Source organism: Stenoxybacter acetivorans DSM 19021 (assembly GCF_000745895.1).
GTDB lineage: Bacteria > Pseudomonadota > Gammaproteobacteria > Burkholderiales > Neisseriaceae > Stenoxybacter > Stenoxybacter acetivorans.
In genome coordinates this window covers 26,624-44,533 of the sequence record NZ_JQKE01000014.1, presented here as the reverse complement: position 1 = coordinate 44,533, position 17,910 = coordinate 26,624, and the positions used below count along the sequence as shown (strand labels likewise).

Genomic DNA, 17,910 nt, shown 5'->3' with positions numbered 1-17,910 from the left:
ACTTTTGAAAATAATAATGATTACAAGTTAAATAAACCCTGCCACGTCCGATATTCTTGGGGAATATCACCTTCCCAATTTATCCTTGCCTTCGCTGCCAATTAAATAATCGCGTCCGCCGCCCACCCACCATATCGTCATTGCTTTCACCGCCATCTAAAGTATCATCACCGAAACCACCATAAATTTCATCATCACCCGCTTCGCCGAATAAATAATCATTGCCGATTTGGTTTTGGTTTAATTGATTGTTACCCTCGGAAGCATCGCCCCAAAGCACATCATTGCCCTCGCCGCCAAACAGCCAATCATCGCTGCCGTTGCCTGCCATTTTGTCGTTGCTGCTGTCACTGTCTAAATAATCTTTGCCGTGATATTCACTCCATACCGTATCAAGATAATCACTAAGGAGGTCAAGCAGTGGCTCGGGTGCGGTTTCATTGCTGAGAATAATACTCAATTGGTTGAAAATTACTTTACTTAGCTGAAAGAATATAAGCGACTCACCATAAGAGCCGATAAAATGGATTTATCTTTTTTGGCTGTGATTTATTTGTGTGCTGCTGAAATTACTGTGCTGAGTTTTAAATATCCACACAGATCCTAAATATCAATCAATTAAATTCAGCGATAAAAATCTAATTTTTGATTTTTATTTAAATTATTAAAAAATATCAGCTGTTTATCATCAAGCCGAAATATCTTTTTCTAATTCTTTGCGCAATTCTTTCAATACTGTTTGCACGTCTGGCTCAAATCCGCGCCACAGTGAATAAGAAGCGGCGGCTTGGGACACCAGCATGCCCAAGCCGTCAAGGCACAAAGGGCAGCCTTGCTCGGCAGCATGTTCCAGAAACAAAGTGGGTTTGGCGGCGTACATCATATCGTAACTTAATTGGCTTTTTGCCAAAACAGTATCCGATATGGGCAGCAAATCGCCGCTCAGGCTGCCTGAAGTGGCGTTGATGATGACATCAAATGTTTGTGCCGATAATTCGCTGAATGATGAGTATGCTGTATCGAAATCATGTGCCAGTTGTTTGGCTTTTTCGAGTGTGCGATTGGCAATGGTGAGTGATATTGGTTTTTCAGCCAACAAAGGCTGCAATACGCCGCGCGCCGCACCGCCCGCACCCAATAATAGAATGCGCTGATTATTTAAAGAAAATCCATTTAATTGTACAATGTCGCGCACCAAACCAATGCCATCGGTGTTGTCACCAAAAATTTTACCGTCTGGGCATAAACACAGGGTATTTACCGCTCCTGCCGCTTGTGCCCGCGGCGATAAAGTATCTGCCCGTGCAAATGCTTCGGTTTTAAATGGTACGGTAATATTTGCACCCTGCCCACCCTCGGCAAAAAACTGTGTTACGGCTGCCTGAAAACACGCTTGTGTTGTTAGAATGCGTTCATAACGAATCGGCAAACCTTGCTGTTCTGCGAATAAAGCATGAATCTGTGGTGAGCGGCTGTGGGCAACGGGGTTGCCGAAAACGGCGTAAAAAGACATGGGTTATGCCCTCATGATGATTAAAATAATACATTGTAAATAAAAATCGGATAACGTTAAATGAAACACTTACTGATTGATTTTGAAAATCTTCAACCGATAAATTCAGCCAAGCAGAAAAAAATCATACTCCCAGCCGAAAACGATAAAATCACTTACAGGCTGCCTGAAAAACACTGAACCCTTGAATTCAGGCTAAACTAAAAAAAACCATTCCATTAACTGAAATCCATAACTGAACCCAATTTACCGAAAGTATTTCATGACTGAATCCACAGCAACACCTTCTGTTTCTCGCTGGCACGCCCGTTTCCGCGCCATGGGACCGGGCATTATGATGGCATCTGCCGCCGTTGGCGGCTCTCACCTCATCGCTTCTACGCAAGCCGGTGCGTTATACGGGTGGCAGCTGGCTTTGATTATTGTGCTGGCAAATTTGTTTAAATATCCGTTTTTTCGTTTTGGCCCGCAATATACTTTAGACACAGGCAAAAGTTTGCTGGAAGGATACGCCGAAAAAGGCAAGATTTATGTGCTGGCATTTTTTGTGTTGAATGTATTCGCCACGGTGGTGAACACCGCGGCAGTGGGGTTGTTGTGTGCGGCAATTTTGAGCTTTGTGCTGCCGGGCAGTTGGTCGGTGGCGGTATTGTCTGTGGCGGTGCTACTGTCGGTTGTGGTGATCTTATTGGTGGGTCCATATCGTGCCGTAGATGGCATATCCAAGCTGATTATGATTAGCTTAACCATTACCACTGTATTGGCGGTGGCGATTGCCGCCTCGCGCGGTGCGGCGATGCAAGCCGATTTTGTTGAACCCAGTCCGTGGAATTTGGCAACACTGGGGTTTATCGTGGCATTGATGGGCTGGATGCCTGCCCCGATTGAAATTTCGGCGATCAATTCGATGTGGGTGGCGGCGAAACGCCAAATTGATAAGGTAAGCTATGAAGACGGGTTGTTTGATTTTAATGTCGGCTATATCGGTACGGCATCGCTTGCGTTGGTGTTTCTTGCGCTGGGTGCATTGGTGCAGTATGGCTCGGGGGAAGCGGTGCAAATGGTGGGCGGTGCATATATTGCGCAGTTAATCAATATGTATGCGTCCACCATTGGTGAGTGGTCGCGTTGGTTGGTGGCATTTATTGCCTTTGCGTGTATGTACGGCACGACGCTCACGGTGGTTGACGGCTATTCGCGTACCAATATGGAATCCTTTCGTTTGCTTACGGGTGGGAAACACCGCAGCAATCGCGTGTTGGCGGTGTGGGTGGTGCTTGCCGCTGTTTTTGGTTTGTGCATGATATTGTTTTTTAAATCCGCAACAGGGCCAATGCTGAAATTTGCCATGATTGCCTCGTTTGTAACCACGCCGGTCTTTGCTTGGCTGAATTTGAGCTTGATTGGACACACGCAGCACAAACCCAAACCGTGGTTAATGTGGTTGGCATGGGTGGGTTTGCTGTATTTAAGTGCATTTACAGTGTTATTTTTGCTGAATCAAGTAGGCGTATTAAAATAAAAGCATCACCAATCCGTGCAGAACGCGTTATTTTTATATGATTCCACAGCATTAGAATGCACCCAATCAAACGAAGTTGTTTAGGCGGGTGTAAACAATATGGATTAATTTTAGTTATTTTTGCTGAAACAATTGTTTACATAACAGCGGCATTGTCGGCATTAAGTAAAAATTCTGTTTATTGTTATTCATTGGCAGCAGCAATTGGCTTATTACACGGTGAACACGTGGATATGTTTAATGGCTGATTGCTGTAGATGAATTTTCTTTAAGCGGCGCGGAGGAAGAGTAAACGAGAAAAATAGACTAAATGGCAGGCTTGGATATATTCTCTGTATTTACATATATTTATGATATTGTTTATGCTTAACCAAGCAGGCATATTAGGCTGCCTGAAAACACAGTTAAAACATAAAACATCATACAACCTAGCCATTACTGTTAAAAAACAAGCTGCTTACCAAAGCACTTGGGCGCAATCATTCGTTTGGACTTCGTTTCCAGCAACCCTATTTTCACGTATAATTGCCGAAAAAATTTTCACGCTGCCGCACGGTATTTGCCTGCGGCTTTGCTGTTTAAAACCCCGCTTAACCGCATTTTCAGGCAGCCTGTATCTGCCAATTGAGCCCAATACCATGAGTCCGATTCTTAATATTGCTTTTAAAGCCGCCCGCAAAGCCGCTCACATGATGCTGCGTGCTTCCGGCAATTTAAATACCATTAAAATTGACAGCAAAGCACACAATGATTTTGTTTCCGAAGTGGATCGCGAAGCCGAAAACATCATTATTCAAGCCCTTGCCGAATCTTATCCGCATCACGCAGTATTAACCGAAGAAAGCGGCTTACATGGCAAGGAAAATGCCGAATACCAATGGATTATCGACCCTTTAGACGGCACAACCAATTATCTGCACGGGCATAAGCAATACGCCATTTCCATGGCACTGATGCACAAAGGCATATTAACCGAAGCCTTGATTTATGCACCGGAATACAACGATTTATACACCGCCACCCGTGGTCAAGGCGCGTTGTTAAACGACAAACGCATACGCGTCAGCAACCGCATTGAATTGCCGCGCTGCTTAATTGCCACAGGCTTCCCTGTCGTGGATCAAAGCATGATGGATACTTATCTTGCCATTTTAAAAGACATACTTGCCAAAACCGCCGGCGGCAGACGCGAAGGAGCCGCGGCATTGGATTTATGCAACGTGGCTTGCGGCCGTGTTGATGGCTTTTTTGAATTTAATTTGAAACCGTGGGACATTGCTGCCGGTGCTTTGATTGTGCAAGAAGCCGGCGGAATGATTACCGATATGCACGGCAATGAAACATGGCTGCAAACCGGCAATATTGTCGCCGCCAACCCCAAAATATTGGCACAATTGCTGCCGATTATCGGTGAACATTTGCAATAATCTTTGATTAAAAAATAATTTAATGTGTATTTTTATTCAATCAAAAATAAAACATCAGCGAATGATTTTATCCATTCGCTGATGTTTTAACCGCTGTTTAGGCAAATATAAATAATATTAACGCCGCAAAATTTATTGTCTTGCTGCAAAAAAAATACCGGCGGCAAGAGATAGATTAACAATTCAAATTCAGGCAGCAGTGTTGTGTTTTCGGCTTTTTTTATTCGGCAGCACGCTTAAAAGCAGGCAGTGCTAAGCAATAGGCGAAAAAAGCCTTTGGGCTACGCATTTGCTGCCTGTGCCGCGCCTTGATTGGCAAGTGTATCTGCCAGCTCATTGCCTTCATGCCCCGCATGACCGCGCACCCAATGCCAGCATACCTCGTGTTTAGCCGTTTCTTCCGCCAATACCTGCCATAAATCAGCGTTTTTTACCGGCTCTTTTTTGCTGTTTTTCCAACCGTTTTTTTGCCAATTTGCCAGCCATTCCGTCATGCCTTTTTTGACATACTGCGAATCGGTGAAAATATCCACCGCAGCCCTTCGTTTCAAGGCTTGCAGCCCTTTAATTACTGCCGTTAATTCCATGCGGTTATTGGTGGTATCCGCTTCACCGCCGAAAAGTTGTTTTTCATGGCTGCCGTAGCGCAACACCACCCCCCAGCCGCCAACACCCGGATTGCCTTTACAAGCACCGTCTGAGTAAAGGAGCACAGTTTTTTCGGATAAGTCTTTGTTCATATTGTGAATTGGGATAAATACCTGCAAAAATAAGGAAAATGCGGTAGCATTCAGCTCCGCCGACAGATTGAAAACCGCAGATTGTAAAAGCAATTTGCACCGCGCACCAAATCATTATTGCGATTGCTTCTTTATGGACACTGAACTTAAATCATGGAAAAGTTTTGACGAACAATTGGCTTTGCTCGAAAGCCTCAGTTTGCTGGTGGGCAACCGTGCTAAGGCTTTAGATTATTTACAGCGCATTGGTTACTACCGTTTAAGCGGTTATTGGTATCCGTTTCGGCAATTCGCGGCGGACAGTACGCCTGAACACCCCAAGCGCAGTCATGTATTTTTTTCAGGCAACCGCTTTGAAGATGTAGTGAATCTGTATGTGTTTGATAAAAAATTACGCTTATTGGCATTGGACGCACTGGAACGGATTGAAATGGCGGTGCGGGTTGATATTGCCCATTTACTGGGAGAAAAATGCCCGAATGCTCATGAAAAACCCGAGTATCTTCATAAAAATTTCACACGCAAACAAGGCAATAACCCATCTCGTTACGAAAAATGGTTCAGTAAACATCAAGATTTGATAAAACGTTCGGAAAAACAACCCTTTATCAAACATCATCAAGAAAAATATGGTGGCTCTCTGCCCATTTGGGTTGCTTGTGAAATATGGGATTTCGGTACAATGTCCAAATTGTTCAGCGGAATGCAGCACCTCGACCAAATTCGGATTGCTAAAAAATATGGTCTAACAGAAGTAAAACACTTGAAAAAATGGCTGGAAAGTTTAAACAGTATTCGCAATATTGCCGCGCATCACGGCAGATTGTGGAACACCGAAATTTCACCACCAGTCAATTTCAGTGAAAATTTTCCTGAAGATGCGCAATGGCGTTCTCTGGGAGAAAAACAAAACCACTGTTTTCCGTATTTTTGTATGATGCAAAAAATGTTAAACATCATCTGTCCCAATTCAGCTTGGGGTAGCCGACTTGTAACATTGATTAAAGACGAATTTCCCAAAGTAGCCAACAATACCATTGGTTTAAAAGATATGGGTATTCCAGATAATTTACTGGATCATTGGTCGTGTATGTTTACGTCCAATACCCCATAAAAATAAGAAGCCCGCGCGTACACCAAAATAACACGGTACAGTTAGGGCGCGGGACGATTGAGATACATTATACAGTGCTCCATAAATATAAACAATATTGTATTAATCTCGCTTATCTAAGATATTTTTTAGATATTTTTTAAAATTTGATTTCTGATACCTTATCTTATGAACACACCCCAAAAAACCATTCTCCTTGCCAACCCGCGCGGTTTCTGCGCCGGAGTAGATCGCGCCATCAGCATTGTTGAACGTGCGCTTGAGCAATTTGGCGCGCCAATTTATGTGCGCCATGAAGTCGTCCACAATAAATTTGTGGTTGATAATTTACGTGCCAAAGGTGCGGTGTTTATTGAAGAATTATCTGACGTACCGGCGGGCGCAACGCTGATTTATTCTGCCCACGGTGTATCCAAATCGGTACAGCAAGAAGCACAGAACCGCGGATTTCGGGTATTTGACGCCACATGTCCGCTGGTGAGCAAAGTGCATAAAGAAGTAGAACGCCTCAATGCACAGGGCTGCCGAATCATTATGATTGGACACAAAAAACACCCTGAAGTGGAAGGCACGATGGGGCAATTGCCTGAAGGTGAAATATTGCTGGTGGAAACGGTGGCAGATGTTGCCAATTTGGCAGTATGTGATACCGAAAAACTGGCGCATGTGAGCCAAACCACATTATCGGTGGACGAAACCGCCGATATTGTCGCCGCATTGAAAGCACGGTTTCCGCATATTCGCAGCCCGCATAAAGAAGACATTTGCTATGCCACAACCAACCGTCAGGAAGCGGTAAAAACGCTGGCAGACGAAAATGAGGTGGTGATTGTGGTTGGTTCACCCAACAGTTCCAACAGCAACCGTTTGCGTGAAGTGGCGGCACAGCACGGTGCTGCTGCTTATATGGCAGACAATGCAGGCTGCCTGAAAAAAGAATGGTTTAGCGGCAAAACACGCGTGGGGGTAACCGCCGGTGCGTCTGCACCTGAAGTGCTGGTGCAAGAAGTAATTGCGGTGTTGAAGCAATGGGGTTACGACGCAGTACGGGAAAGCGATGGCGTGGCAGAAAATATTGTGTTTGTGTTGCCCAAAGAATTGCGTGGCGCTTAAGCGGTTTACTTGTGAAACCGCCGTGCATCGGCTGCGTTTGCTGCTTTGTGATTTTTAAAGTGATTTTCCGTCTGTATTTTCAGGGCAATGTATCTGGCTGCCTGAAAAACCAAAATGCAGCCATTGCAAATACAGTTTGGTAATCCAATTTAAAATATTCTCTTTTTTAAACAATTAATTACTCAAAGCAGCTAACATATCTTATCCGCAACAGCGAATAAGCCGTGCGAATATGCTTTCAGGCTGCCTGAAAAACAAATAATTATTTTGGTTTACCGCCAAAACAGCGGTATCTGTTTTTTTGCCGCAGCAACACTTTAAACAAAATACCCAATAAAAACATCGAAAATATCCAGCCTCATGAAACCTTCTTTCACCACACCGATATTAAACGGGCAAGGTTTACGGCGTATTGCGCCGCAAACGGGAAAAATATTGCTGCAAGACATGGATTTCGATGTGTTTTCGAGCGAACGGGTAGCAATATGCGGTGCATCGGGTGCGGGCAAAAGCGTGTTAATGCGCACCATGGCATTGTTGGATTTACCCGATGCCGGCATTCTGCGGCGTAATGGGCAAGTGGTATCGCTGAAAGCACAATCAGTAATGCAATATCGCAGCGAAGTCGCCTATGTGCGCCAGCAGCCGATTTTGCTTGCCGGCAGTGTAACAGACAACTTGGCTCTGCCCTATGCCCTGAAACGGTACAAAAACCACTGTTTTCAAATTGATTATGCCCAATCGGCACTGCGCTTAATCGGTAAAGACGATGATTTTTTACAGCAAGACAGTGCCGCGCTCTCCGGCGGCGAAAGCCAAATTGTGTGTTTATTACGCGTATTGCAATTGAATCCGAAAATTCTGTTGCTTGATGAACCCACTTCCGCTCTGGACAAAACCACTGCCGCTGCCGTGCAAACTTTGGTACAACATTGGCTGGCTGAAAATCCGCAAGCGGCTTATGTGTGGATTTCACACAGTGAAACACAAGTTGCCCAAGTGGCGGATACCGTTTGGTTTTTAAACAGCGGACGCTTAAACCGAGTGGAACATTTGCAGCATAAAGGAAGCCAATAATGCACGCCGCCAATTATGTCAGCGTTGCTGATTTAGCCATTGCCTCTGTATTGGTGCTTATCAGTGCCGCCATATCGCTGTGGCTGAAACTGGGTTTAACGCAGCGCATTGCCGTTGCCGCCGTGCGTACTGTGGTGCAATTGAGCCTGGTTGGCTTGGTGTTAAAATGGGTGTTTTCTGCCAATCAATGGTATTGGGTTGTTGGTATTGTGATGTTGATGACTGTGATTGCAGGCATATCGGCCCGTTCACATTCGGCTTGGATTTACCGCGGTATGACACAAGATGCGCTGTCATCAGTGTGGCTGTCTTCTTGGTTGGTTGCCGCCATTGGTTTATTTCTGGTACTGCATGTGCGCCCGTGGTATGAACCGCAATACGTGATTCCGATTATCGGCATGATTTTGGGCAACAGCCTCACCGGCATTTCCCTTTGCCTTGACCGCCTCACCCAAGATTTGTACAGCCGGCGCGGACATGTGGAAATGCTGCTGTCTTTGGGCGCATCGGCATGGGAGGCATACCGCGATACCGCCCGCCGCGCAGTCATTTCAGGTATGCTGCCGACAATTAACAGCATGAGCGTGGTCGGCTTGGTTAGCCTACCGGGCATGATGACAGGGCAAATTCTGGCAGGCGGCGCACCCGACCAAGCCGTTCGCTATCAAGTCGTGATGCTGTTTGTGATTTGCGCTGGTTCTGCCTTAGGCTGTATGCTGTGCGCTTTACTGGTATTTCGGCGTTTATTCAATAACAGCGGACAATTTTGCACATGGCGTTTATACAGCAATAAACCGCAATGATTGATAAAATACACAAATATGAGGCATCATTTTGTCCTGCTGCCGTATGATGGATACAGCGGTATCCAAATCAAAATGAATTTGCTTTTAAAAATGAAACCGCTGTTTAATGGGGAACAAAACATGAGTGTCAAATCATTTTTTAAAGATTTGCTTTCAAACAATAAAACAACTGTCAATGAATCGGCATCAACCGAATTGGAAGCAGAAATCACGCAAGCGGCAAAAAATGCCAAAGCAGCTTATTTTGCACTCGCAAATGCGACCACTGCACAAAGAAATCAAGCATTATTGGCAATGGCAGACGGCTTATTGGCAGATCAAGCCGCTGTTTTGGCCGCTAACGAACAAGACCTTGCCGCCGCACGTGAAAAAGGTTTGGACGAAGCCATGATCGATCGCCTGAGGCTGGCTGAAAAAAATATTACCGCCATGGCAGAAGGTTTGCATCAAATTGCCGCCCTGCCCGACCCTGTGGGCGAAATGGACGAATTTCGTACCCGTCCATCAGGCATTACCGTTGGCAAAATGCGAGTTCCCTTAGGTGTTATCGGCATTATTTACGAGGCGCGCCCCAATGTTACCATCGATGCAGCCGCATTGTGCCTTAAATCAGGCAATGCCTGCTTATTGCGCGGCGGCAGTGAAGCCATTCGCAGCAACACCGCCATTGCCGCTGTAATCACTCAAGCCCTGAAAGCAGTAGGGCTGCCTGAAAACGCGGTGCATCTGATCAGCCAAACCGACCGCGCCGGCGTGGGCGTGATGCTGAATTTGCCGCAATACATTGATGTGATTATTCCGCGCGGCGGCAAAGGGCTGGTGGCACGCATCAGTGAAGAAGCTAAAGTGCCCGTTATCAAACATCTGGACGGCATTTGCCATGTTTATATTGACCATGTTGCCGATGCCGACATGGCAATAAACATTGCCGTAAATGCCAAAACCTCACGCTACGGCACTTGCAATACCATGGAAACGTTGCTTATCCACACCAGCCGTGCCGCTGAATTATTGCCGCGTCTTCAGGCAGCCTATGCTGAAAAAGGCGTGGAATTACGCGGCTGCGCACAAACACAGGCAATTTTGGGCAACAAAGTCATTGCCGCCACCGAAGAAGATTGGCACACCGAATACCTCGCACCCATATTATCGATTAAAGTGGTTGAAAATGCTGAAGAAGCAGTCAATCACATCAACCACTACGGCAGTCACCACACCGACAGCATCATCACCAACGACTATGCTCTTGCTCAATGGTTTTTGCGACAAGTGGATTCTGCCAGCGTGATGGTAAACGCCTCCACCCGTTTTGCCGATGGCTTTGAATACGGACTGGGTGCGGAGATCGGCATATCCACCGACAAAATCCACGTGCGCGGTCCCGTTGGCTTGCACGGGCTGACCAGCCAAAAATGGGTGGTGTTGGGGCATGGGGAAGTGCGGGGTTGAGCAATATTTTCAGGTGACCTTTTTTATTTAAAGGTTGCCTGAAATTTAAATTGATGGGGTGTTTTTATGGAAGAAAAACACATGCGAACACGCAGAGTAGGCTCAATTAAAACGGAGTTACTGACTAAATCACGAGAAGCCGCTCTTGCTGCCATACAAATATTTAATAATCCCAGCATTGGTTTCAAATCTGAAGCATATATTGTTTTAATGATTATCGCGTGGACATATCTTTTACATGCATACTTTCGTGACAAGAAGATTGAATATCGTTATTATAAACAAATAGGCTCGCGCAAAAAATTTAACAAAACAAAATACGGCGCTTATAAATGCTGGGAATTGGAACAATGTTTAAATAATGAAAAATCCCCTATAGATAAAGACACCAGTAACAATTTAAAATTCTTAATAGGCTTGAGGCATGAAATAGAACATCAGATGACAACCAAAATAGATGACATATTAAGCGCACGTTTTCAAGCATGTTGCCTGAATTATAATACTTACATAAAGAAGTTATTTGGCAACAATAAAGGAATTGAAAAACAGTTGGCATTTAGTTTGCAATTTTCAAGTATTTCTGAAAAACAGAAGAGCTTATTAGAAGAACACCCCGAGTTACCTCCCAATATTCGTAAATATATTATTAATTTTGACGAAAATCTTGCTAATGACGAATTCCAAAGTAACAAATTTTCTTATAGGGTACTTTTTGTTCCAAAATTGGTGAATAGGAAAGGACAAGCAGATCGAGTTATAGAATTTATTCCCAGCAATTCCTCTTTGGCTGAAAATATAAATAAAGAATATGCTGTTATTCACGAAACTGAAAAGAAAAAATACACTGCAAAACAAATTGTAGATTTAATGCATCAAGAAGGTTATGGCGAATTTAGAATGTATGACCACATAAAATTATTTCAACAGTTAAGCGCGAAAGATACTAAGCATGGGTATGGAGTGTTGGTAGCAAATAAAGATTGGCGTTGGTATGAAAAATGGGTAACAAAAGTACGTGAACACTGTGCAAAAACATATACACTGACCACTTAAACTTTAAAGAGATAAATAAAAAAATGACTTGGGAAACCGTAATCGGACTGGAAGTCCACGTTCAAATCAACACACAATCCAAAATTTTCAGCGGTGCGTCCGCCACGTTTGGAGCTGAACCGAACGCTCATGCCAGCGTGGTGGAGTGCGCTTTGCCGGGGGTGCTACCGGTGATGAATCGCGAAGTGGTGAGTAAAGCGATTAAGCTTGGCTTGGCGCTTAATGCTGCGGTAAATCAAAAAAACGTGTTTGACCGCAAAAATTATTTTTATCCCGACTTGCCCAAAGGCTACCAAATCAGCCAATTGGATTTGCCGATTATTGAGCATGGCAAGCTGGATATTGTGGTGGGTGATGCGGTGAAAACCATAAATGTAACCCGCGCCCATATGGAAGAAGATGCGGGCAAATCCGTGCATGATGCGTTTGCTAACTACACCGGCATTGATTTAAACCGTGCTGGCACGCCGCTGTTGGAAGTTGTGTCTGAACCTGAAATGCGTTCTGCCGCCGAAGCAGTGGCATATGCCAAAGCCTTACACAGCTTGGTTACTTGGTTGGATATTTGCGACGGTAATATGGCAGAAGGTTCATTCCGCATTGATGCCAATGTGTCGGTTCGCCCCCGAGGGCAAGCTGAATTTGGCACGCGCTGCGAAATCAAAAACTTAAATTCATTCCGTTTTTTAGAACAAGCGATTAACTACGAAGTCAGCCGCCAAATTGAATTGATAGAAGACGGCGGCAAAGTGATTCAGCAAACGCGTTTATTCGACCCTGCTAACGGCGAAACCCGCGCCATGCGCAGCAAGGAAGATGCACACGATTACCGCTATTTTCCCGACCCCGATTTACTGCCGATTATTATCAGCGATGAAATGATGAACCAAGCCCGTGCCGCCATGCCGGAATTACCCGCCGAAATGGCTGCTCGTTTTATCAATGACTACGGCGTATCTGAATACGATGCTCGCTTACTCACCGCTTCCCGTATTCAGGCAGCCTATTTTGAAGAAGCTGCCCAGACATGCGGCCAAGGCAAATTGGTTGCTAACTGGATTAATGGTGAATTGGCAGCCGCGTTAAACAAAGCGGATTTGGAATTGGCAAACAGCCCGATTTCCGCCGTCCGCTTGGCGGGCTTGGTTGCCAAAATCGCCGACGGCACTTTAAGCAGCAAACTGGCAAAACAAGTCTTTGAAGCCTTATGGACAAGCGATTTAAGCGCAGAAGCAATTATCGAGCGCAATGGCTTAAAACAAATGACTGATTCCGGCGCAATCGAAGCCATTATCAATGACGTGTTGGCAAACAACGAAAAATCGGTGGCGGAATTCAAAGCCGGTAAAGAAAAAGCCTTTAACGCCTTGGTAGGGCAAGTGATGAAAGCCAGCAAAGGCAAAGCCAATCCGCAGCAAGTGCAGGAATTGATGAAAGCAAAATTGGGGTAACTGCATTTTCAGGCAGCCTGAAATATAAGAAGCTGTTTATTTTAGCTAAATAACTTTATTTGCATTATTTCAGAGTAGATGGTAATTATAATAACCATTTAAAAATATTATATTAAATATTAAAACCCATACTGAAATAACGGACTTTTTATTTATTCGGCTATGTCTCTCAGCGTGATTTATTTGGCGCAGATTTTGAGGGATTTTTTTGCTGAGCGAACGCGATTTAGTAGTTCTAAAACAAGGACAAACAGCAAAAAAACACCAAAATACGCCCACAGAAATTGTTTCAAGAGATATTAAACAGCTTCTAAATACTGTCCTTCGCATGAGCAGCAATTCACTGTTTTGTGGTGCAGTATATTGATGAGTAAGTACCGTGTTTGTGCCGCCCCCCGCTTCGCCATGACGAAGTTTATCTGATATGAGCGTATTGTTGCTTTATGGTTTTTAGATTGACCATAACTTCACAAAAATACAACAGGAGAACCGTATGACCCAATTACGCGATGCTTATATTGTTGCCGCCACCCGCACGCCCGTCGGCAAAGCGCCGCGTGGCATGTTGCGCACCACCCGCCCCGATGACATGCTTGCACATGTGATTAAGCGTGTGCTGGCACAAGTGCCTGAATTTGATTTACACGAAATCAATGACGTGGTGGTCGGTTGTGCCTTTCCCGAAGCCGAGCAGGGTTTGAACATGGCGCGCATCGGGGTGCTGCTGGCGGGTTTACCCAACACGGTGGCAGGTATTACAGTAAATCGTTATTGCGCTTCGGGCTTAAACGCCCTGCAAATTGCCGCCGACCGTGTGCGCTGCGGTGAGGCAGACATCACCATTGCCGCCGGCAGTGAATCCATGTCTATGGTGCCGATGATGGGCAATAAGGTATCTATTAATCCTGCCGTTTTTGAAAAAGACGACAACATCGCCATTGCCTACGGCATGGGGATTACTGCCGAAAAAGTGGCTGAACGCTGGCAAATCAGCCGTGAAGATCAAGACGCATTTGCGCTTGAAAGCCACCGCCGCGCTTTGAAAGCCATTCAAAACGGTTGCTTCACCACTGAAATCAGCCCAATTGAAGCCATTTATCGCAGTGCCGATTTAAGCCGCCGCGAAATCGGCGAAATTCGCCGTTTACTGAACACCGACGAAGGACCGCGTGCCGACACCAATGCGGAAAATTTGGCAAAACTCAAACCGGTGTTTGCTGCCAAAGGTTCGGTTACAGCAGGCAACAGCTCACAAATGTCCGATGGCGCGGGGGCATTGCTGGTGGTCAGCGAGGAAGTGCTGAAACGCCACAACATGACCCCAATTGCACGTTACGCCGGTTTTGCTGTGCGCGGTGTGCCACCGGAAATCATGGGCATTGGTCCGAAAGAAGCCATTCCCGCCGTGTTAAAATCAGCAGGAAAAACCATGGCAGACATTCAATGGATTGAACTGAATGAAGCCTTTGCCGCCCAAGCCTTAGCCGTGATTCGCGATTTGGATTTAGACAGTACACTTGTGAATCCCAACGGCGGTGCCATCGCGCTGGGACACCCACTGGGCGCAACCGGTGCAATTCGGGCAGCCACTGCCATTCATGGTTTACGCAATCAAGGAAAAACCGGCTATGCCATGATTACCATGTGTATCGGCACTGGCATGGGGGCGGCAGGGTTGCTGGAAATTTTATAAGTATTTTATTTTTAATGATTTTAAATATTTTTGTGATGATGTATTGCTCACTCACATGCATTTTTGGGTGGGCTTGCTTTTAAAGTATAAAAGGAGAATAGCTGATGAAACGTTTGATGTTGCTGTGCGTTCTCTGTTTACTGAACGCTTGTGCCACTTGGCAAACCGTTGAAACACAAAAAATCACTGAAAATATCCATGGTTTTTTCTTCAATCCGCAAGAAAGCTTTATTTACGCATTGGGTGATAATTTTGATTATCAATTGTCTCCTTGCCCACAAACACAAATGAAAACAGGTGGTATAAAGGTCAGCTCAGAACAATGCTTAAAAACTTTTGATTTCGTTTTAAAACACCAATCCGACCATACACTTCTGCGAAGTGAATTTCTCAATTTTACAGTGGCTTCTGGTAAAAATGATGTTTCAGGGCATTTAACCATATATTGGGATAAAGCGAAATTGGTGCAACAAAACGGTTGGCAAAATTTGGATTTCAGGGATTTGCTTTCTGCCCAACCTCTGAATGAATTAAATGTGCAAACCGATAAACAATATACGCAAGAACAAGTGATGATGACACCTTTCTATTTCACGGGAAAAACGCTAAGGCTGAGAAATCGACAAGAATTACTCGACCTGCATCAAATAGAGCCTCCTCTGCAAGTACCATTAAGCATTCTTAAGCAAGAAAGAAGAATTCAATCGCCCAACATTGGTAAAATTATTGAGACCACGATGTGGATTATCGTTATCACGCCAATGATACCACTGGCTATATTTTCCTCAACAAACCAATCACATACTACTGTTACTACTGTTATCCAAAAAAGGTGATGAGAACTATTTATTATGGTGATTAAAACCGTGCATCAATATCAAACATTTAACTAATTTTTGCGTTCGATTGCGAAGTGATTTTTAATTGGGCGCACTAACGGAAAGCCAATTGTTACACGCCTGATAAATTACAGAAAATACAAGCCATTTTTGTTAAAATAACAAATTTTGTTTTCATTTCATTGAAGCTTCGCTTTCAGGCAGCCTAATAGATTTCGCTACAGGACACCAACAATCACCATGATCAGTACCAACAACATCACCATGCAATTCGGAGCAAAGCCTTTATTTGAACACGTTTCCGTCAAATTCGGCGGCGGTCATCGTTATGGCTTAATCGGCGCGAATGGCTCGGGAAAATCCACCTTTATGAAAATTTTAGGCGGCGATTTAGAGCCGACCTCCGGTGAAATTGCCATTGACCAAGGCTTGCGTTTGGGTAAATTACGCCAAGACCAATTCGCCTACGAAAATACCCGCGTATTAGACGTTGTGATGATGGGACACACCGAAATGTGGGCGGCAATGACTGAACGCGATACCATCTACGCCAACCCCGAATCCAGTGAAGATGATTACATGCACGCGGCAGAGTTGGAAGCCAAATTTGCCGAATACGACGGCTACACCGCCGAAGCCCGCGCGGCTGAATTACTCAGCGGCGTGGGTATAGACGAATACCTGCACAACGCCGCCATGAGCGAAGTTGCGCCCGGCTTCAAACTGCGCGTATTGCTGGCTCAAGCCCTGTTTTCCAAACCCGACATCTTGCTGCTGGACGAACCCACTAACAATCTTGACATCAACACCATCCGCTGGCTTGAGGACGTATTAAACGGCTACGAGTCCACCATGATAATCATCTCTCATGACCGCCATTTTCTTAACGAAGTGTGTACCTACATGGCAGACGTGGACTACGGCGGCATCACTCTCTATCCCGGCAATTATGACGACTACATGCTCGCTTCCGCCCAAGCGCGGGAACGCACCATGAAAGACAACGCCAAAGCCAAAGAAAAACTGCAAGAATTACAAGAATTTGTGGCACGCTTTTCTGCCAACAAATCCAAAGCGCGTCAAGCCACCAGCCGTGCCAAATTGGCAGATAAAATCAAAGCGGATATGGTGGACGTTAAACCCTCCAGCCGTCAAAATCCGTATATTCGTTTTGGCTACGATGACAAGAAAAAACTTCACCGCCAAGCCTTAGAAGTCAACGGTTTAAGTAAACGCTTTGACAAGCCTTTATTTAAAAACTTGAGCTTTATGTTGGATGCGGGCGAACGATTGGCGATTATCGGCCCGAACGGCGCAGGTAAATCAACCCTGTTAAAATTATTGGCAGGTGCTGCTAACGCCGACTATGCCGATGGTATTACTGCCGATTCAGGCAACATTAAATGGGCAGAAAAAGCCGAAATCGGTTACTACCCACAAGACCACGAAAACGATTTTGACACCGACATCACCCTGACCGAATGGATGCGCCGCTGGGGAAAAGAAGGTGATGACGAACAAATAATAAGAGGTACTTTGGGGCGATTGTTGTTCAGCGGCAATGAAGTCGGCAAACCCGTACACGTTCTCTCCGGTGGTGAAAAAGGGCGTATGTTGTACGGCAAATTGATTTTGCAAGAACCCAACGTCTTGATTATGGACGAACCCACCAATCACATGGACATGGAAAGCATTGAATCGCTTAATATGGCATTGGAAAAATTTCCCGGCACTTTAATCTTCGTTTCACATGACCGTCAATTCGTCTCCAGCCTCGCCACCCAAATCATTGAACTAGACGGTGAAGGCAGTTTTGAACACCACTTGGGCGATTATGAAGGGTATTTAGCGAAAAAAGGCGTGTTGTAAATATCAGATATTCGCCATTGAACAAACAGGCTGCCTGAATATTTCAGGCAGCCTGTTTGTTTATACAGCTGAACAACTTTCTTTTTATATGGCGATGCGGTTTTTAATCATTAGTACGGTTAGCTTGGAAAAAAATCAAAATACTTGTTATGGTGATCGAAGCAGTACACAGCTTAGTCAAATAGAAAGTGGATTACCCCGCGCCGCTACACACCTCACAATGACACGGCATTGGTATTAT

The 17,910-nt window shown here is 45.0% G+C and carries 15 protein-coding genes; 12 read left to right on the top strand and 3 right to left on the bottom strand.

What is annotated here, in order from left to right; genetic code table 11:
- Positions 1–79 precede the first annotated feature (79 nt).
- Complete coding sequence (locus tag Q384_RS02270) at positions 80–460, bottom strand: calcium-binding protein (protein WP_037585719.1); 381 nt, start codon at positions 458–460, stop codon at positions 80–82.
- A gap of 228 nt (positions 461–688) precedes the next feature.
- The gene (aroE, locus tag Q384_RS02265; RefSeq protein ID WP_037585718.1) at positions 689–1,513 is read right to left on the bottom strand and encodes a shikimate dehydrogenase; all 825 of its coding nucleotides are present in this window, start codon (positions 1,511–1,513) and stop codon (positions 689–691) included.
- Positions 1,514–1,775: 262 nt separating this feature from the next.
- Here aroE and Q384_RS02260 point away from each other — a divergent pair, with 262 nt between their 5' ends.
- Both Q384_RS02260 and Q384_RS02250 read left to right on the top strand, forming a co-directional pair.
- The gene (locus Q384_RS02260) at positions 1,776–3,035 is read left to right on the top strand and encodes an NRAMP family divalent metal transporter (protein WP_037585717.1); all 1,260 of its coding nucleotides are present in this window, start codon (positions 1,776–1,778) and stop codon (positions 3,033–3,035) included.
- 638 nt (positions 3,036–3,673) lie between these two features.
- Positions 3,674–4,462: an inositol monophosphatase family protein gene (locus Q384_RS02250; protein ID WP_037585735.1), complete on the top strand. Its 789-nt coding sequence runs from the start codon at positions 3,674–3,676 to the stop codon at positions 4,460–4,462.
- A gap of 281 nt (positions 4,463–4,743) precedes the next feature.
- Here the strand turns inward: Q384_RS02250 and rnhA are convergent, their stop codons facing one another.
- On the bottom strand, positions 4,744–5,202 hold the full coding sequence (rnhA, locus tag Q384_RS02245) for a ribonuclease HI (protein ID WP_037585734.1): 459 nt from the start codon (positions 5,200–5,202) through the stop codon (positions 4,744–4,746).
- Positions 5,203–5,335: 133 nt separating this feature from the next.
- Here rnhA and Q384_RS02240 point away from each other — a divergent pair, with 133 nt between their 5' ends.
- The 10 genes from Q384_RS02240 (at position 5,336) to Q384_RS02195 (ending at position 17,669) form a co-directional block, all read left to right on the top strand.
- Positions 5,336–6,316 (top strand): Abi family protein, encoded by a 981-nt coding sequence (locus Q384_RS02240; protein WP_037585713.1) that lies wholly within the window; start codon positions 5,336–5,338, stop codon positions 6,314–6,316.
- A gap of 168 nt (positions 6,317–6,484) precedes the next feature.
- Positions 6,485–7,429 carry a 4-hydroxy-3-methylbut-2-enyl diphosphate reductase gene (gene ispH / locus Q384_RS02235; RefSeq protein WP_037585710.1) on the top strand — a complete coding sequence of 315 codons (945 nt, stop codon included), beginning with the start codon at positions 6,485–6,487 and terminating at the stop codon, positions 7,427–7,429.
- Positions 7,430–7,789: 360 nt separating this feature from the next.
- Positions 7,790–8,506, top strand: coding sequence for an ABC transporter ATP-binding protein (locus Q384_RS02230; protein ID WP_037585708.1), 717 nt, complete (start codon positions 7,790–7,792; stop codon positions 8,504–8,506).
- The gene (locus Q384_RS02225; RefSeq protein WP_037585707.1) at positions 8,506–9,309 is read left to right on the top strand and encodes an ABC transporter permease; all 804 of its coding nucleotides are present in this window, start codon (positions 8,506–8,508) and stop codon (positions 9,307–9,309) included. Before Q384_RS02230 ends, Q384_RS02225 begins: the two co-directional genes overlap by 1 nt.
- A 123-nt stretch (positions 9,310–9,432) precedes the next feature.
- Positions 9,433–10,761 carry a glutamate-5-semialdehyde dehydrogenase gene (locus tag Q384_RS02220; protein WP_084224362.1) on the top strand — a complete coding sequence of 443 codons (1,329 nt, stop codon included), beginning with the start codon at positions 9,433–9,435 and terminating at the stop codon, positions 10,759–10,761.
- Positions 10,762–10,827: 66 nt separating this feature from the next.
- Complete coding sequence (locus tag Q384_RS02215) at positions 10,828–11,817, top strand: DUF3644 domain-containing protein (RefSeq protein ID WP_037585706.1); 990 nt, start codon at positions 10,828–10,830, stop codon at positions 11,815–11,817.
- Between the two features lie 23 nt (positions 11,818–11,840).
- Positions 11,841–13,268 carry an Asp-tRNA(Asn)/Glu-tRNA(Gln) amidotransferase subunit GatB gene (gene gatB, locus Q384_RS02210; RefSeq protein WP_037585704.1) on the top strand — a complete coding sequence of 476 codons (1,428 nt, stop codon included), beginning with the start codon at positions 11,841–11,843 and terminating at the stop codon, positions 13,266–13,268.
- A gap of 493 nt (positions 13,269–13,761) precedes the next feature.
- Positions 13,762–14,961 (top strand): acetyl-CoA C-acyltransferase, encoded by a 1,200-nt coding sequence (locus Q384_RS02205; RefSeq protein WP_037585703.1) that lies wholly within the window; start codon positions 13,762–13,764, stop codon positions 14,959–14,961.
- 104 nt (positions 14,962–15,065) lie between these two features.
- Complete coding sequence (locus Q384_RS02200) at positions 15,066–15,797, top strand: hypothetical protein (RefSeq protein WP_037585701.1); 732 nt, start codon at positions 15,066–15,068, stop codon at positions 15,795–15,797.
- Between the two features lie 243 nt (positions 15,798–16,040).
- Complete coding sequence (locus Q384_RS02195; protein WP_037585699.1) at positions 16,041–17,669, top strand: ABC-F family ATPase; 1,629 nt, start codon at positions 16,041–16,043, stop codon at positions 17,667–17,669.
- The last annotated feature ends 241 nt before the right edge of the window (positions 17,670–17,910 follow it).

What these genes read in the sequence shown, in the direction of transcription:
- Q384_RS02200 (WP_037585701.1), top strand. Translation starts at nt 15,066, where the DNA reads ATGAAACGTTTGATGTTGCTGTGCGTTCTCTGTTTACTGAACGCTTGT.
- Q384_RS02205 (WP_037585703.1), top strand. Translation starts at nt 13,762, where the DNA reads ATGACCCAATTACGCGATGCTTATATTGTTGCCGCCACCCGCACGCCC.
- Q384_RS02220 (WP_084224362.1), top strand. Translation starts at nt 9,433, where the DNA reads ATGAGTGTCAAATCATTTTTTAAAGATTTGCTTTCAAACAATAAAACA.
- Q384_RS02195 (WP_037585699.1), top strand. Translation starts at nt 16,041, where the DNA reads ATGATCAGTACCAACAACATCACCATGCAATTCGGAGCAAAGCCTTTA.
- Q384_RS02250 (WP_037585735.1), top strand. Translation starts at nt 3,674, where the DNA reads ATGAGTCCGATTCTTAATATTGCTTTTAAAGCCGCCCGCAAAGCCGCT.
- ispH (WP_037585710.1), top strand. Translation starts at nt 6,485, where the DNA reads ATGAACACACCCCAAAAAACCATTCTCCTTGCCAACCCGCGCGGTTTC.
- rnhA (WP_037585734.1), bottom strand. Translation starts at nt 5,202, where the DNA reads ATGAACAAAGACTTATCCGAAAAAACTGTGCTCCTTTACTCAGACGGT.
- Q384_RS02240 (WP_037585713.1), top strand. Translation starts at nt 5,336, where the DNA reads ATGGACACTGAACTTAAATCATGGAAAAGTTTTGACGAACAATTGGCT.
- Q384_RS02230 (WP_037585708.1), top strand. Translation starts at nt 7,790, where the DNA reads ATGAAACCTTCTTTCACCACACCGATATTAAACGGGCAAGGTTTACGG.
- gatB (WP_037585704.1), top strand. Translation starts at nt 11,841, where the DNA reads ATGACTTGGGAAACCGTAATCGGACTGGAAGTCCACGTTCAAATCAAC.
- Q384_RS02225 (WP_037585707.1), top strand. Translation starts at nt 8,506, where the DNA reads ATGCACGCCGCCAATTATGTCAGCGTTGCTGATTTAGCCATTGCCTCT.
- Q384_RS02260 (WP_037585717.1), top strand. Translation starts at nt 1,776, where the DNA reads ATGACTGAATCCACAGCAACACCTTCTGTTTCTCGCTGGCACGCCCGT.
- Q384_RS02215 (WP_037585706.1), top strand. Translation starts at nt 10,828, where the DNA reads ATGGAAGAAAAACACATGCGAACACGCAGAGTAGGCTCAATTAAAACG.
- aroE (WP_037585718.1), bottom strand. Translation starts at nt 1,513, where the DNA reads ATGTCTTTTTACGCCGTTTTCGGCAACCCCGTTGCCCACAGCCGCTCA.